This window comes from Streptomyces sp. NPDC127197 (assembly GCF_042672405.1).
GTDB lineage: Bacteria > Actinomycetota > Actinomycetes > Streptomycetales > Streptomycetaceae > Streptomyces > Streptomyces flavusporus.
In genome coordinates this window covers 150,405-164,308 of record NZ_JBHXVG010000004.1, presented here as the reverse complement: position 1 = coordinate 164,308, position 13,904 = coordinate 150,405, and the positions used below count along the sequence as shown (strand labels likewise).

Here is a 13,904-nt window from a genome sequence, read left to right as displayed (position 1 = left end):
GCTCCCGGCGGGTCTTCACTCGCGGCTGAGCCGCCCCGCCGAGTGCACGCCCGGCTGGTATTTCGGCAGCCGGGCGGTGACTTTCATGCCCGCGCCGACCGCGGTCTCGATGACCAGGCCGTAGTTGTCGCCGTAGACCTGGCGGAGCCGGTCGTCGACGTTGGACAGGCCGATGCCGCCCGACGGGCTGACCTCCCCGGCGAGGATGCGGCGCAGCAGGTCGGGGTCCATTCCGGCGCCGTCGTCCTCGATGACGACCAGGGCCTCGGCGCCGGTGTCCTGCGCGGTGATGCTGATGTGGCACTTGTCGGACTTGCCCTCGAGTCCGTGCTTGACGGCGTTCTCGACGAGCGGCTGTAGGCAGAGGAAGGGCAGGGCGACCGGGAGCACCTCGGGGGCGATCTGCAGGGTGACGGAGAGACGGTCGCCGAAGCGGGCCCGCACGAGCGCCAAGTAGTGGTCGATGGCGTGGAGTTCGTCGGCGAGGGTGGTGAAGTCGCCGTGCCTGCGGAACGAGTAGCGGGTGAAGTCGGCGAACTCCAGGAGCAGTTCGCGGGCACGTTCGGGGTCGGTGCGGACGAACGAGGCGATCACCGCGAGCGAGTTGAAGATGAAGTGCGGGGATATCTGGGCGCGCAGGGCCTTGATCTCGGCCTCGATCAGACGGGTGCGGGACTGGTCCAGGTCCGCGAGTTCCAGCTGGACGGAGACCCAGCGGGCGACCTCGCCGGCCGCCCGGACGAGGACGGCGGACTCGCGGGGCGCGCAGGCGACCAGGGCGCCGTGCACCCGGTCGTCGACGGTGAGGGGGGCCACGACCGCCCAGCGCAGTGGGCAGTCGGGGGCGTCGCAGGTGAGGCGGAACGCCTCGCCGCGGCCGGTCTCCAGCGGGCCGGCGAGCCGTTCCATGATCTCGGCGCGGTGGTGGTCGCCCACTCCGTCCCAGACCAGGACGTGGGTGTCGTCGGTGAGGCACAGCGCGTCCGTGCCGAGCAGGGTGCGCAGCCTGCGGGCCGACTTGCGGGCGGTCTCCTCGGTGAGACCCGCCCGCAGCGGGGGTGCGGCGAGGGAGGCGGTGTGCAGGGTCTGGAAGGTGGCGTGCTCGACGGGGGTGCCCAGGCCTCCGAGGCTCTCCGGGCGGGCCGTACGCCGGCCCAGCCAGAAGCCCGCGGCCAGCAGCGGCAGAACGGCGACGCACAGGCCGGCCAGGAAACCGCTCATGCCTTCACCTCCGCCCGCAGTTCCTCCGGCAGATGGAACCGTGCCAGGATCGCCGCCGTCCCCGCCGGGACCCGGCCCGGGGTCGCCAGGGAGACCAGCACCATCGTGAGGAAGCCCAGCGGCACCGACCACAGCGCGGGCCAGGCGAGCAGGGCGTGCAGCGGGCCTGCGCCGGGGAGTCCGGCCATGGTCGCGCCCACGGCCAGGAACGCCGAGCCGCCGCCCAGCAGCATCCCGGCGGCCGCGCCGGGCGGGGTGAGCCGCCGCCACCAGATGCCGAGCACGAGCAGCGGACAGAACGACGAGGCGGACACGGCGAAGGCCAGCCCGACCGCGTCGGCCACCGGAAGCCCGCCGACCAGGGCGCTCGCCGCGAGCGGCACCGCCATGGCGAGCACCGTGCCGAGCCGGAAGTGACGCACGCCGCGGGCCGGCAGGACGTCCTGCGTCAGGACGCCCGCGACGGCCATGGTCAACCCCGACGCCGTGGACAGGAACGCGGCGAAGGCGCCGCCCGCCACCAGCGCGCCGAGCAGATCGCCGCCGACGCCGCCGATCATCCGCTCGGGCAGCAGCAGGACGGCCGCGTCCGCGTCGCCGGTGAGGGTGAGTTCGGGGGCGTACAGCCGGCCGAGGGCGCCGTACACGGGCGGCAGCAGGTAGAAGCCGCCGATCAGCGCCAGCACGGCCACCGTCGTACGGCGGGCGGCCACGCCGTGGGGGCTGGTGTAGAAGCGGACGACGACATGCGGCAGGCCCATGGTGCCGAGGAAGGTGGCGAGGATCAGACCGTACGTGGCGTACAGCGGGCGTTCCTCACGGCTCTCGGCCCGGGAGGGCGACATGCCGCCGCCGGCCGAGTCGGCGGTGGGGACGGGGTCGCCCTTGTCGAAGGTCAGGCGGGTGCTCTGCTCGATGCGGTGGGTGCCGGCGGGGAGCCGCAGGCTGTCGTCCTCGTACCTGCGGCCGTCGACCGTGCCGGTCACCGTCACCGTCAGCGGTTCTTCGAGCTTCAGGTCGAGGGTGTCGTCGACGCGGACGACGCGCTGTTCGCGGAAGCCGGCTGGTTCGTCGAAGGCGTTGCGGGGGGCTCCGTCGCCCTGCCAGGCGAGGACCAGGAACAGGGCGGGGACCAGGAGGGCGGTGAGTTTGAGCCAGTACTGGAAGGCCTGCACGAAGGTGATGCTGCGCATGCCGCCCGCGGCGACGATCGCGGTCACGACGACGGCGACGATGATCCCGCCGAGCGAGTCGGGTGCGCCCGTCAGCACGGTCAGCGTCAGCCCGGCGCCCTGGAGCTGGGGCAGCAGGTACAGCCAGCCGACGCCGACGACGAAGGCGCCCGCGAGCCGCCGCACCGCCGGGGAGGCGAGCCGGGCCTCGGCGAAGTCGGGCAGTGTGTAGGCGCCGGAGCGGCGGAGGGGGGCGGCGACGAAGAGCAGGAGGACGAGGTATCCGGCGGTGTAGCCGACGGGGTACCAGAGCATGTCGGGCCCCTGGACCAGGACCAGGCCGGCGATGCCGAGGAAGGAGGCCGCGGAGAGGTACTCGCCGCTGATGGCGGCGGCGTTCAGGCGCGGGCCGACGGTGCGGGAGGCGACGTAGAAGTCGGAGGTCGTTCGGGAGATGCGCAGGCCGAACGCGCCGACGAGGACGGTCGCGACGACGACCAGGGCGACGGCGGGGACGGCGTATCCGGAGTACACGGGCGTGGGCCTCGGCCGGCTCAGCGGTCCTCGACGAGACGGACGAAGTCCCGTTCGTTGCGCTCTGCGCGCCGCACGTACCAGCGGGCCAGCAGTACCAGGGGCGCGTACAGGCCGAAGCCGAGCACCAGCCACTCCAGACGGCGGGCGTTCGGGGTCGCCGCGAACACCAGGGGCAACGGGCCGACCAACAGGCCGAGCACGGCGAACACCGTGAGCGCGGCCCGCAGTTGGGTGCGCATCAGGGAGCGGACGTAGGTGTGGCCAAGGGTGGTCTGCTCGTCGATCTCGGTGCGCGGCCGGTAGTAGCCGGAAGCCCGGCGGGTGCGGCGGGGCGGTCCGGTGACGACGACGCGGCGTTCGGTCTGGTCCTGGGGCATGCGTTCCCCCTAGCTCGTGGTCCGGCGCATCAGCAGGTCCCGCAGCTCACGGGCGTGGCGGCGGCTGACCTGGAGTTCCTCGGAGCCGACCAGGACGCTGACCGTGCCCGCGTCCAGGCGGAGTTCGCCGATGTGGCGCAGGGCGACCAGATGGCGGCGGTGGATGCGGACGAAGCCGCGGGAGCGCCAGCGGTCCTCCAGGGTGGACAGCGGGATGCGCACCAGGTGGCTGCCCTTGCCGGTGTGCAGTCGGGCGTAGTCGCCCTGCGCCTCGACGTGAGTGATGTCGTCGACGGCGACGAAGCGGGTCACGCCGCCCAGTTCGACGGGTATGTGGTCGGGGTCGGGCTCGTGCACGGGGATGCGCGGTGCGGTGCCGCGCAGTTCGGCGGCCCGGCGCACGGCCTCGGCGAGGCGCTCCTTGCGGACCGGCTTGAGTACGTAGTCGACCGCCTTGAGGTCGAAGGCCTGGACGGCGAAGTCCTCGTGGGCGGTGACGAAGACGACCAGCGGCGGCTGGGCGAATCCGGTCAGCAGGCGGGCCAGGTCCAGTCCGTCGAGGCCGGGCATGTTGATGTCGAGGAAGACGACGTCGATGGCCTCCGGCCCGTCCGGCCCGGACTCCAGGGCGCGGTTGATGCGGCGCAGCGCCTCGGTCGCGTCGCCGGCGCCCTCCGCGCTGCTGATCCGCGGATCCGCGTTCAGCAGGTACACGAGTTCCTCGAGCGAGGGGCGTTCGTCGTCGACAGCCAGGGCGCGCAGCATGAACGTGGAGTCTAGGAGCATTCCGTACGCCTGCACACGGGCCGGACGTGGACGTTTCTGCTGGATACAGTGCCCGCATGAACAGCAGGCCGGCATCCTTCGACGAGCTCGACCGGAAGATCATCACCGCGTTGATGGCGAACTCCAGGACCAGTTTCGCCGAGATCGGCACGGCGATCGGGCTGTCCGCGACCGCCGTCAAGCGCCGGGTGGACCGGCTGCGCGAGACCGGCGTGATCACCGGGTTCACGGCGACGGTGCAGCCGTCGGCGCTGGGCTGGCGCACGGAGGCGTATGTCGAGGTGTACTGCGAGGGCGCCGCCCCGCCCCGGCGGCTGGCGGAGGTCGTGCGCCATCACCCCGAGATCACGGCGGCGATGACGGTGACCGGCGGCGCGGACGCGCTGCTGCATGTACGGGCGAGGGACGTGGAGCACTTCGAGGAGGTGCTCGAGCGGATCCGTGCGGAGCCGTTCATCAGGAAGACGATCAGCGTGATGGTGCTGTCCCATCTGATCCCGGAGAGTCCTGAGGCGGGTGCCAGCCACCCTGCGCCGCAGGCCGCACCAGACCTGCGCTGAGGGCGTTCAGAACGCAGCATTCCTGCGCGGACACGCAGCTTTTGTTGCTTGTCGCCCGTCGCGGTCGCTTCCTACCTTGGTGTCAACCCTCAGTCGACACCGCTGGAAGCGGAGGTACCCCTCTGTGCCCACAAGCCGTGTGCCGCGCCGACGGCGCTTCCTCGTCTGCGAACCCAGACACTTCGCCGTGCAGTACGCGATCAATCCCTGGATGCATCCCGACGTCCGCGTCGACCTCGATCTCGCCCAGGAGCAGTGGCAGGCGCTGATCCACACCTACCGGGCGCACGGCCACACGGTCGAGACCGTGCCGCCGGTGCCCGGGCTGCCGGACATGGTCTTCGCCGCGAACTCGGCGGTCGTCGTCGACGGCCGCGTCTTCGGCTCCCTCTTCCACGCACCCGAGCGCCGCCCCGAGTCCACCCACTACGAGACCTGGTTCAAGGCGGCGGGCTACGACGTCTACCGGCCCGAGAACGTGTGCGAGGGCGAGGGCGACCTCGTCTTCACCGGCCGGTACCTGCTGGCCGGCACCGGCTTTCGCACCACCCGCGAGGCGCATCGCGAGGTGCAGGAGTTCTTCGGCGTCCCGGTGATCTCGCTGACGCTGGTGGACCCGTACTTCTACCACCTGGACACGGCGCTGTTCGTGCTCGACGACGAGAACATCGCGTACTTCCCGGAGGCGTTCTCGCCCGGCAGCCGCGAGGTGCTGGAGCGGCTGTATCCGGACGCGGTGCTCGGCACCCGCGAGGACGCGATGGCGTTCGGGCTGAACTCCGTCTCCGACGGACACCACGTCTTCGTCCCGCCCCGCGCCGAGGGCCTCGCCTCGCGGCTGGCCGACCGCGGTTACGTCCCCGTCCCCGTCGACCTGTCGGAGTTCCACAAGGCCGGCGGCGGCATCAAGTGCTGCACCCAGGAGATCCGCCCATGACCGCACCCGCCCGTACCCGTGACTCCGCCGAGCTGATCCGCGCCGAGGAGCCGGTCCTCGCGCACAACTACCACCCGCTGCCCGTGGTCGTCGCCCGCGCCGAGGGCACCTGGGTGGAGGACGTCGAGGGCCGTCGCTACCTCGACATGCTGGCCGGCTACTCCGCCCTCAACTTCGGCCACCGGCACCCCGCGCTGATCGACGCGGCGCACCGCCAGCTGGACCGCCTGACCCTGACCTCGCGTGCCTTCCACAACGACCGGCTCGCCGAGTTCGCCGAGCGGCTGGCCGGGCTGACCGGACTGGACATGGTGCTGCCCATGAACACGGGCGCGGAGGCGGTCGAGAGCGGCATCAAGGTGGCGCGCAAGTGGGCGTACGACGTGAAGGGCGTCCCCGCCGACCGGGCCACGATCGTGGTCGCGGCGGAGAACTTCCACGGCCGTACGACGACCATCGTCAGCTTCTCCACGGACGAGACCGCGCGGATGGGCTTCGGCCCCTTCACGCCGGGCTTCCGGATCGTGCCGTACAACGACCTGGCGGCGCTGGAGGCGGCGATCGACGAGACGACAGCGGCGGTGCTGATCGAGCCGATCCAGGGCGAGGCCGGTGTGGTGATCCCGGACGACGGCTATCTGGCGGGCGTCCGCGACCTGACCCGGCGCAAGGGCTGTCTGTGGGTGGCGGACGAGATCCAGTCGGGCCTCGGCCGTACCGGCCGTACGCTCGCCGTCGAGCACGAGGGCGTCGTCCCGGACGTACTGCTTCTCGGCAAGGCGCTGGGCGGTGGCATCGTGCCGGTGTCGGCGGTGGTCGCGCGCCGGGAGGTCCTCGGTGTGCTGCGGCCGGGTGAGCACGGTTCGACGTTCGGCGGCAACCCGCTGGCGGCGGCGGTCGGCACGGCGGTGGTGGACCTGCTGGAGACGGGCGAGTTCCAGCGCCGGGCTGCGGAGCTGGGCGTGGTCCTGCGGGACGGCCTGGCGAAGCTCGTCGGCCAGGGTGTCGTCGGCTTCCGGGCGCGCGGGCTGTGGGCGGGCGTCGACATCGACCCGTCCCTCGGCACCGGCCGCGAGGTCAGCGAGCGCCTCATGCGGGAGGGCGTTCTGGTCAAGGACACCCACGGCTCCACGATCCGCCTGGCACCCCCACTGACCATCACGGAAGAGGAGCTCCGCTCCGCCCTCGACGCACTGGAGGCGGTACTGCTGCGAGGCGCGTGAGGGCACCCACTCCGGCGAGGGCCCCTCATGAGCGAGGTCCGCTTCGATCCCACTCGTCTGCCCGGCCCGTGCTTCCGCGCGGCAGGGGCGACGGGCGAAGGGTGAAGATGGGTGGGAGAGGTGGTAGACCACTCTCAGCGACAGAGAGGTCGGCCGTGGGCACTTACGAGGACCGCGACGTCGCCCGTCGGCGGTTCGACGTGGCGGATGCCGCGCCCCTGCTGCTGGACGCACGGGGCGTGGTGACGAGCTGGACCCGGGACGCCGAGCGCATGCTGGCGTACGGGGCCGCCGAAGCAGTGGGCACGAACCTGGCCGACCTGCTGACCGCCGAGGACGCCCGGCGGGTGCCGCAGGTGCTCGAGTGCTGCCGCAGGGACGGTGAATGGGCCGGGCTGCTGACGGCCCGGCACAAGGACGGACCGCCCGTCCGGGTGATGGTGCGGATCACCTCCGCGCGGGAGACGCGCGGCCCCTCGCAGTGGCTCGCGCTGATGTCGGAGCTGGCGGACGCGCCCGGCTGGGACATGAGCCGCACCATGCTGGAACAGATCGTCGACCGCTCCCCCGTCGGCATAGCGATCGTCGACACGGACCTGCGCTACGTCTGGTCGAACGCGGCCCTCGCCCAGTACGGCGGCGGCCCCCCGGAACGCCGGCTGGGACTGCGACTGGCGGACATCCAGCCGGGCCTGGACACCGAGGCGATCGAGGAGCAGATGCGGCACGTGCTGGCGACCGGCGAATCCGTGGTCGGTTTCGAGCACGTGGGCCGCGTCCGGTCCGCTCCGTTCCGGGAGACCTCGCACATGATGTCGTTCACCCGGCTCGACGACGGCCAGGGTCACCCGGTGGGCGTGTACTACATCGTCGTGGACATCACCGACCGGCACCGCGCCCGGCAGCGGCTGGCCCTGCTCGACCGGGCCGGCGAGCACATCGGCCGCACCCTGGACATCACGCGGACCGCCCAGGAGCTGGCCGACGTGGCGGTACCGGAGCTCGCCGACTTCGTCACCGTGGACCTGCTGGAGTCGGTGCTGAGCGGCGCGGAGCCCGCACCCGGGCCGCTGAGCGCCTCGGATCCCGTGCCGCTGCGCCGCGCGGGCCAGCGGTCGCTCGACGCGGTCCCGAGGGCCCTCTTCGGCATCGGCGAGGTGGCCACGTATCTGGCGGGGTCGCCCCCGATCCGCTGCTTGATGTCGGGCAGCTCCTGGCTCGAGGAGCGGCTCGACCCGCTCGGCGAGGAGTGGGCCACCGACGCGCGCGGTGGCCGGAGGTCGATCTTCCTGGAGCTGGGCCTGCACAGCGCGATGATCGTGCCGATCCGCGCGCGGGGCGTCACCCTGGGCGTCACCACCTTCTTCCGGCGCCGCCGCCACGAGGCCTTCGACGCGGACGATCTGAGTCTGGCCGAGGACCTCGTCTCCCGGGCGGCCGTCTGCGTGGACAACGCCCGGCGCTACACCCGCGAGCGGGACGCGGCCCTGGTGTTGCAGCGCAGCCTGCTCCCACACCGGCTGCCCGAGCAGGAGGCCGTGGAGGTGGCGGCCTGCTACCGGCCGGCCGACGAGCTGACCGGCGTCGGCGGGGACTGGTACGACCTCATCCCGCTGTCCGGTGCGCGGGTCGCCCTCGTGGTGGGCGAGGTGGCCGGTCACGGCATCGTCGCGGCGGCGGAGATGGGGCGGCTGCGTACCGCGGTGCGGACTCTGGCCGCCCTGGACCTGCCGCCCGAGGAGGTGCTCGGTCACCTCGATGACCTGGTGGCGCGTTCCGAACACGAGGACGGCATCACACCGGACACCGGAGCGACCGCCCCGGCCTGGGCCGACGTACCGGATGCGGAGGGAGCTGCGCACACCGGTGGATGCGACGCCACTGCTCCCGACGACACCACGGGCACCGTGCCCGACGCCGGGGAGACCGACGGCACCCGCCCCTCCGTGCCGACCACCGACGGGGCCGCCGACGTCCGGTCCGGCGCCGGATGTGTGTACGTCGTCTACGACCCGGTCGACGGACGGTGCGCGATGGCCGCCGCCGGACATCCGGCGCCCGCGGTGATCCTGCCCGACGGTACGGCCACGTTCGTGGACCTCCCCCAGGGGCCGCCCCTCGGCGTGGGCGGGCCGCCCTTCGAGTCGGTGGAGATGACCTTCCCACCGGGCAGCACGCTCACGTTGCACACCGACGGGCTGCTCGCCGACGGGGAGGGGGCCTGGGCCGTCGACGCGGGCCGGGACCGGCTGCGGCTGGCCCTGGAACGGCCGGCGCCCTCGCTCGATGTCCGGTGCCGTTCCGTGGTCGACGCCCTGGTGCCCACCCGCCCGTACGACGACGTGGCCCTCCTGATGGCCCGTATCCGCCGCCTCGGCGCCGACCAGGTCGCGGACTGGGACCTGCCCACCGACCCGGCCGTCGTCGCCGACGCCCGCAAGGCGGCCATGCGGCAGCTCACGGAGTGGGGGCTGGAGGAACTGGCGTTCACCACGGAACTCGTCGTGAGCGAACTGGTCACCAATGCCATCCGGTACGCCATCGGCCCCATCCGACTGCGGCTGATCAGGGGGCGCGCCCTGGCCTGCGAGGTCTTCGACGGCGGCGCGACCGCACCTCATCTGCGCCACCCCCGCACCACGGACGAGGGCGGGCGCGGGCTGCTGCTGGTCTCGCAGCTCACCCAGCGGTGGGGCACCCGTTTTGTACCCGACGGAAAGATCATCTGGGCGGAGCAGTCGCTGACGTGACCTCCTGCGTAACAGGGGGACACGCCGGGCACCAGGTGCGAACACCCGCCCTGTCGGTCACCCGTTGCGGCGAAGATCGTCGATCCTTCCCTGTGGGGGCGAACCGCCGTGTGAGCGTGGTCGTGTGCTTCGCCGTCTCGGACTGGGAGTGGCCGGTGCCGCGTCGGTCGCGCTGGTAGTCGCCCTCGTACGCCACAACGACGACAAGGACTCGGCCTCGCTGTGGGTCTCGGTGGTCTCCGCAGCGCTGGCGGTGTGCGCGTTCACCGCGGACCTCCTGCGTGGACAGAGTGGCGCGGAGACCGCCGCTGCGGGGAACCGGCGGCTGCAGGCGGCCGACGACCTCGCCGAGGCGGTGCGGGTCCAGTGGGCCGCGGAGGCCCGGCTGCGCCGGTTGCAGGACCCGGCGCCACTGGACGTCCACTGGTCCCGCGTCGGTCCGCCGCTCGCCGACCACCCGCGCAACATCGCGTGCGGGCTGCCGTTGCCGGCACCACGTGACGGGGACGAGCGGCTCGACCGGATCGTCGGGACGTTCCGGGCCGTTCCCTCGGGCCGGCTCGTTGTGCTGGGCGATCCGGGCGCGGGGAAGACCATTCTCGCCGTGCGGTTCGTGCTGGGCTCGCTCGCCGTGCGGCGACCGGGCGAACCGGTGCCGGTGCTGTTCCCCCTGGCGAGCTGGGACCCCCGGTCCGCACCGTTGCGCGGCTGGCTGGCCGAGCGGCTGGCCGCGGAGTACCGGCCGCTGACCGCCGTCCGTGACGGGCGCACGCTGGCCCGCGAGTTGCTGGACGAAGGTCTCGTGCTTCCCGTGCTCGACGGCCTCGACGAACTGCCGGAGGCCATCCGCGAGGACGCGCTGCGGCGCCTGAACGCCGAACTGGACGAGCGGCTGCCGGTCCTGCTCACCTGCCGCACCGCGGAATGGGCAAGCGCCGTGCGCGGCGGCGATGTGCTGACCGCGGCAGAGGTCGTACGGCTGCGACCGCTGGACTTCGACACCGCACGGAACTACCTGGAGCGCACGGCCCGTTCGCGCCGCGACGGCTCCACGGCGTGGACGCCGGTGCTGGCGGCCCCCACGCCACCGCTCACGGACGTACTGACCACACCCCTGATGGTGGCCTTGGCGCGCACGGTGTACGGCGACACCTCCCGCAGCCCCGCCGAACTGGCCGACCCCGGCCGCTTCCCCACGGCGCAGGCCATCGAGGAGCACCTGCTGGACGCGTTCGTACCGGCGGCCTTCGCGGACGCGGAGGGCACCTGGCGCCCGGGCGCGGCCCACCACTGGCTGAGCCGCCTCGCGCGTGACCTCGGGCACCGTCGTCCCGGCTCGACGCCCACCTGGCGGCTGGCCTGGTGGGAGCTTTCGACGGTGATGCCGAGAGCGCTCGGGGTGATCGGACCTGCGCTCCTGGCGCTGCTCGCCACGGCCGCGCTGCTGGTGCCGCTGGCCGTGTACGGCGGGGGTGTGGTCGCCAACTGGGACAGCGGGCTGTCGGCCGTGCTCAACTTCGCGGGCATCGGGTCCGGCCTGTGCTTCGGACTCGCCTTTCTGTTGCCGGCCACCGCCGAAACCCCGCAAGGAGCACGGTGATCGGCGCGCACGGCGGTGCGGACGACCGCCGCGGCCGCGGTCGTCGCGGTGGGTCTGGGCCTACTGGTACCGCCCCTGGTCGGCGCACGCCTCGGGGCCGTGATCACCCCGAGACCCACCTGGTTCCTCAACGGGTGCTGCTTCGGACTGATCCTGGCGATGATGTTCGCCGTCGCCGGCCTGCCCAGGCGCCCCCTCCCGCTGGCCCTGCCCTGGGCGGGGAGTCCGAGCGGCCCCGTGGCCGTGCGCGTGGCGGGTGCCCTGGTCGTCTTCGCCGGCCTTGCGATCCAGGGCTATTACGGTGCGTTGGTCCCGGCCGCGACCTGCTGCGGGGCTTCGTCGCGTGCACGCTGATCGGCGTCACCGCCTCGGCGGCCGTCGGATGCGTCAGCGGCGCGTTCGCCGCGTACCGGATCCACTGGCCCGCTCACCGGCTTCAGAACGGTGAGGTCTTCGAGAGCTGGCGGCTCCACGAAACGGACGACGGTGAACGGTCCGTCCGCTCGACGGGCCCGCGCGAGGTCCTGCTCGTGGAACGCGCGGCGCTCGACCGGCCGTTCGCCGTGATGAAAGGCGCCCGGATCTCGTGGGACGAGCGACTCGGGGGGCGGACGGAGGAGGTGCGGATCCGTGCGGGGAGCGACGGTTGGGTGATCGACTGGACCGGCCTGCCCGACGAGTGGGACGGCAGACCTGTCGACGCCCACAACCTGGTGGTCGCCCTGCCCGACCCCGTGAAGGTGTGGCTCGTGCACCGGCCCGTCGGGACGGTCGTGCGGGACGCCGTGGTCCCCCTCGTCTGGTTCGGGGTGCTGATCGGCGCCATCGGGGGCTGCGCCTCCGGTGTCTACCGTGCTCTGAACACACCGTCCGACACGATCCGCGCGGCCGGTCCGCAGAGCACCCTGCGCACCGACCGGGCCGCGACTCTCGCGCGCAGTGCGATCGCCGCCCTCCTGGCGGGCGGAGTCTGTCTGGTGCTGATCTCGGCGCTTCGGCGGGGCAGCACGCTGGGCACCATGCACACCGAACTGTGGGTGCCGGTCGGCACCTCCGCGCTCGCGCTCGGCGCCTGGGGGCGGATGGGCGTGGCCAGGATCTGGCTGGCCGTCACCGGGCGGGCGCCCTGGCGGCTGATGCAGTTCCTCGAAGAGGCGCACCGCCGTGGCGTGCTGCGGCAGTCGGGTGCGCACTACGAGTTCCGGCATCTGCGACTCCAAAACCGCCTCGCCGAGGTCGCCGGTGCGGGCTGTGGGCGCCGAGCCGAGATCCAGCGCGTCGCGCTGTGGGCCACCGCGGCGGGTACGGCCTGGCTGATGGCCTACCTGGCGGGCCGTCCCGTACTCGAAGCCCCTGCGGGCGATCGGCTGGACCCGTCGGAGACCGCCCAGGTGATCACGGCCGTCGGCGCACTGGGGACGGCGCTCGGTATGAGCGCGGCCGCGATCATCAAGGCCGTGGCCCTGCTGATCCACGCACGAGCCGACATGGAGCGGGCACGCACCGGCCGACCGCAGGTGCAGGTGCAGCCGGAACCGGAGCCGGTCTCCGGCGACGAGCAGGCCTGATCCCTCGTGGTCCGCGGCCGGGCCGGGGCCACAGGTGGGCCCCGGCCCGGGATGGTTCACGGCTTGCGGGCGACCGCCCCGTACATCGCGATGTCCTCGTCGCGGATGCCCTGCTCCCCCGTGCCGTCCGGGCGCCACTTGTGCACCTGGACGATGCCGGGGTCGACGAGTTCCAGCCCCTCGAAGAACTCGTGGGCCTCGTCGATGGTGCGCAGCCGCATCGGCATGTTGCGGGCCGCGTACTCCTGGGCAACGCGGCCCACCTCCTGAGGCGCGAACTCGGCGGTGCCGATGGACATCGCCAGGTAACTGCCCGAGGGCAGCGGCTCCAGCAGGCGGCGGACGATGCCGACGGCGTCGTCCTCGTCGAGGACGAAGTGGACGATCGCGATCACCGTGAGGGCGACCGGCTGCGTGAGGTCGAGGGTCTCGCGCAGTTCGGGGGCGTCGAGGATGCTCGCCGGGTCGCGGAAGTCGGCCTCGATGTACGAGGTGCGTCCCTCGGGGGTGCTGGCCAGCAGACCCTGGGAGAGGGTGAGGACGATGGGGTCGTTGTCCACGTAGACGACCCGCGACCCGGGCGCCACGGCCTGGGCGATCTCGTGGAGGTTCGGGGAGGTGGGAATGCCGGTGCCGATGTCCAGGAACTGGCGCATCCCCGCCTCCTCGGCGAGCCAGCGCACGGCGCGGTTCATCCAGTCCCGGTTGGCCCGCATGTGGATGGGCAGGGCGGGCCACTCCCGGGACATGGCGTCGCCCGCCTCCTTGTCCGCGGGGTAGTAGTCCTTGCCGCCCAGGATGTAGTCGTAGATCCGCGCGGAGTGCGCGTTCTCGGTGTCGATGCGGTCGGCCGGCCATCCGTTGTCAGGCAACGCCGTGTCTCCCATTCGGGTCGTGGCTTGGGGTGCGGGGAACGCTCAGCAGTAGCAGGGGAGTCAGAGGAGGAAGTCGGCGTCACCCGCCTTGACACCCGTCAGGAAGCTCGACATCTCCAGCGGGGTGAAAACCAGCGCCGGACCGTCGGGATCGGTCGACTGGCGTACGGCAACGCGTCCGTCGGCGAGCTTCATCACTTCCACGCAGGCGCCTCCGGCGTCGTCGCTCCACGGCTTGGACCAGCCGCGTGCGCCCAGTTCCCGGGACGGTATGCCGTTGCGTATGTGGTGGTGCACG

The 13,904-nt window shown here is 72.5% G+C and carries 13 protein-coding genes; 7 read left to right on the top strand and 6 right to left on the bottom strand.

Annotated elements, in window-relative coordinates; translation table 11 throughout:
- Nucleotides 1-15: 15 nt before the first annotated feature.
- Genes ACFVJQ_RS08235 through ACFVJQ_RS08220 form a run of 4 tightly spaced genes read right to left on the bottom strand, consistent with a single transcriptional unit; the run spans nt 16 to nt 4,072 of the window.
- Nucleotides 16-1,221, bottom strand: coding sequence for a sensor histidine kinase (locus tag ACFVJQ_RS08235; RefSeq protein WP_385508982.1), 1,206 nt, complete (start codon nt 1,219-1,221; stop codon nt 16-18).
- Nucleotides 1,218-2,927, bottom strand: coding sequence for a cation acetate symporter (locus ACFVJQ_RS08230; RefSeq protein WP_385508983.1), 1,710 nt, complete (start codon nt 2,925-2,927; stop codon nt 1,218-1,220). The genes ACFVJQ_RS08235 and ACFVJQ_RS08230 overlap by 4 nt, the downstream gene beginning before the upstream one ends.
- Nucleotides 2,928-2,947: 20 nt before the next feature.
- Nucleotides 2,948-3,307 (bottom strand): hypothetical protein, encoded by a 360-nt coding sequence (locus ACFVJQ_RS08225; RefSeq protein ID WP_385508984.1) that lies wholly within the window; start codon nt 3,305-3,307, stop codon nt 2,948-2,950.
- Nucleotides 3,308-3,316: 9 nt separating this feature from the next.
- On the bottom strand, nt 3,317-4,072 hold the full coding sequence (locus ACFVJQ_RS08220; RefSeq protein WP_129797481.1) for a LytTR family DNA-binding domain-containing protein: 756 nt from the start codon (nt 4,070-4,072) through the stop codon (nt 3,317-3,319).
- A gap of 77 nt (nt 4,073-4,149) precedes the next feature.
- Here ACFVJQ_RS08220 and ACFVJQ_RS08215 point away from each other — a divergent pair, with 77 nt between their 5' ends.
- The 7 genes from ACFVJQ_RS08215 to ACFVJQ_RS08185 all read left to right on the top strand — a co-directional run bounded on the left by ACFVJQ_RS08215 (nt 4,150) and on the right by ACFVJQ_RS08185 (nt 12,731).
- Entirely contained in the window at nt 4,150-4,653 is a 504-nt protein-coding gene (locus ACFVJQ_RS08215) for an Lrp/AsnC family transcriptional regulator (protein WP_385508985.1), read from the top strand.
- 124 nt (nt 4,654-4,777) lie between these two features.
- Complete coding sequence (gene ddaH, locus ACFVJQ_RS08210) at nt 4,778-5,590, top strand: dimethylargininase (RefSeq protein WP_385508986.1); 813 nt, start codon at nt 4,778-4,780, stop codon at nt 5,588-5,590.
- The gene (gene rocD, locus ACFVJQ_RS08205) at nt 5,587-6,813 is read left to right on the top strand and encodes an ornithine--oxo-acid transaminase (RefSeq protein ID WP_385781857.1); all 1,227 of its coding nucleotides are present in this window, start codon (nt 5,587-5,589) and stop codon (nt 6,811-6,813) included. Before ddaH ends, rocD begins: the two co-directional genes overlap by 4 nt.
- Before the next feature lie 155 nt (nt 6,814-6,968).
- The gene (locus ACFVJQ_RS08200) at nt 6,969-9,563 is read left to right on the top strand and encodes a SpoIIE family protein phosphatase (RefSeq protein WP_385781854.1); all 2,595 of its coding nucleotides are present in this window, start codon (nt 6,969-6,971) and stop codon (nt 9,561-9,563) included.
- Between the two features lie 124 nt (nt 9,564-9,687).
- Nucleotides 9,688-11,163 (top strand): NACHT domain-containing protein, encoded by a 1,476-nt coding sequence (locus ACFVJQ_RS08195; RefSeq protein ID WP_385781851.1) that lies wholly within the window; start codon nt 9,688-9,690, stop codon nt 11,161-11,163.
- Between the two features lie 15 nt (nt 11,164-11,178).
- Nucleotides 11,179-11,517 carry a hypothetical protein gene (locus tag ACFVJQ_RS08190; RefSeq protein WP_385781848.1) on the top strand — a complete coding sequence of 113 codons (339 nt, stop codon included), beginning with the start codon at nt 11,179-11,181 and terminating at the stop codon, nt 11,515-11,517.
- Between the two features lie 176 nt (nt 11,518-11,693).
- A complete protein-coding gene (locus tag ACFVJQ_RS08185) occupies nt 11,694-12,731 on the top strand; it encodes a hypothetical protein (RefSeq protein ID WP_385781845.1) in 1,038 nt (345 codons plus the stop codon).
- A gap of 56 nt (nt 12,732-12,787) precedes the next feature.
- Here the strand turns inward: ACFVJQ_RS08185 and ACFVJQ_RS08180 are convergent, their stop codons facing one another.
- Complete coding sequence (locus ACFVJQ_RS08180) at nt 12,788-13,603, bottom strand: SAM-dependent methyltransferase (RefSeq protein ID WP_385508992.1); 816 nt, start codon at nt 13,601-13,603, stop codon at nt 12,788-12,790.
- Nucleotides 13,604-13,666: 63 nt separating this feature from the next.
- Entirely contained in the window at nt 13,667-13,903 is a 237-nt protein-coding gene (locus ACFVJQ_RS08175; protein ID WP_385508994.1) for a DUF397 domain-containing protein, read from the bottom strand.
- Nucleotide 13,904 lies beyond the last annotated feature (1 nt).

What these genes read in the sequence shown, in the direction of transcription:
- ACFVJQ_RS08235 (WP_385508982.1), bottom strand. Translation starts at nt 1,221, where the DNA reads ATGAGCGGTTTCCTGGCCGGCCTGTGCGTCGCCGTTCTGCCGCTGCTG.
- ACFVJQ_RS08225 (WP_385508984.1), bottom strand. Translation starts at nt 3,307, where the DNA reads ATGCCCCAGGACCAGACCGAACGCCGCGTCGTCGTCACCGGACCGCCC.
- ACFVJQ_RS08220 (WP_129797481.1), bottom strand. Translation starts at nt 4,072, where the DNA reads ATGCTGCGCGCCCTGGCTGTCGACGACGAACGCCCCTCGCTCGAGGAA.
- ACFVJQ_RS08215 (WP_385508985.1), top strand. Translation starts at nt 4,150, where the DNA reads ATGAACAGCAGGCCGGCATCCTTCGACGAGCTCGACCGGAAGATCATC.
- rocD (WP_385781857.1), top strand. Translation starts at nt 5,587, where the DNA reads ATGACCGCACCCGCCCGTACCCGTGACTCCGCCGAGCTGATCCGCGCC.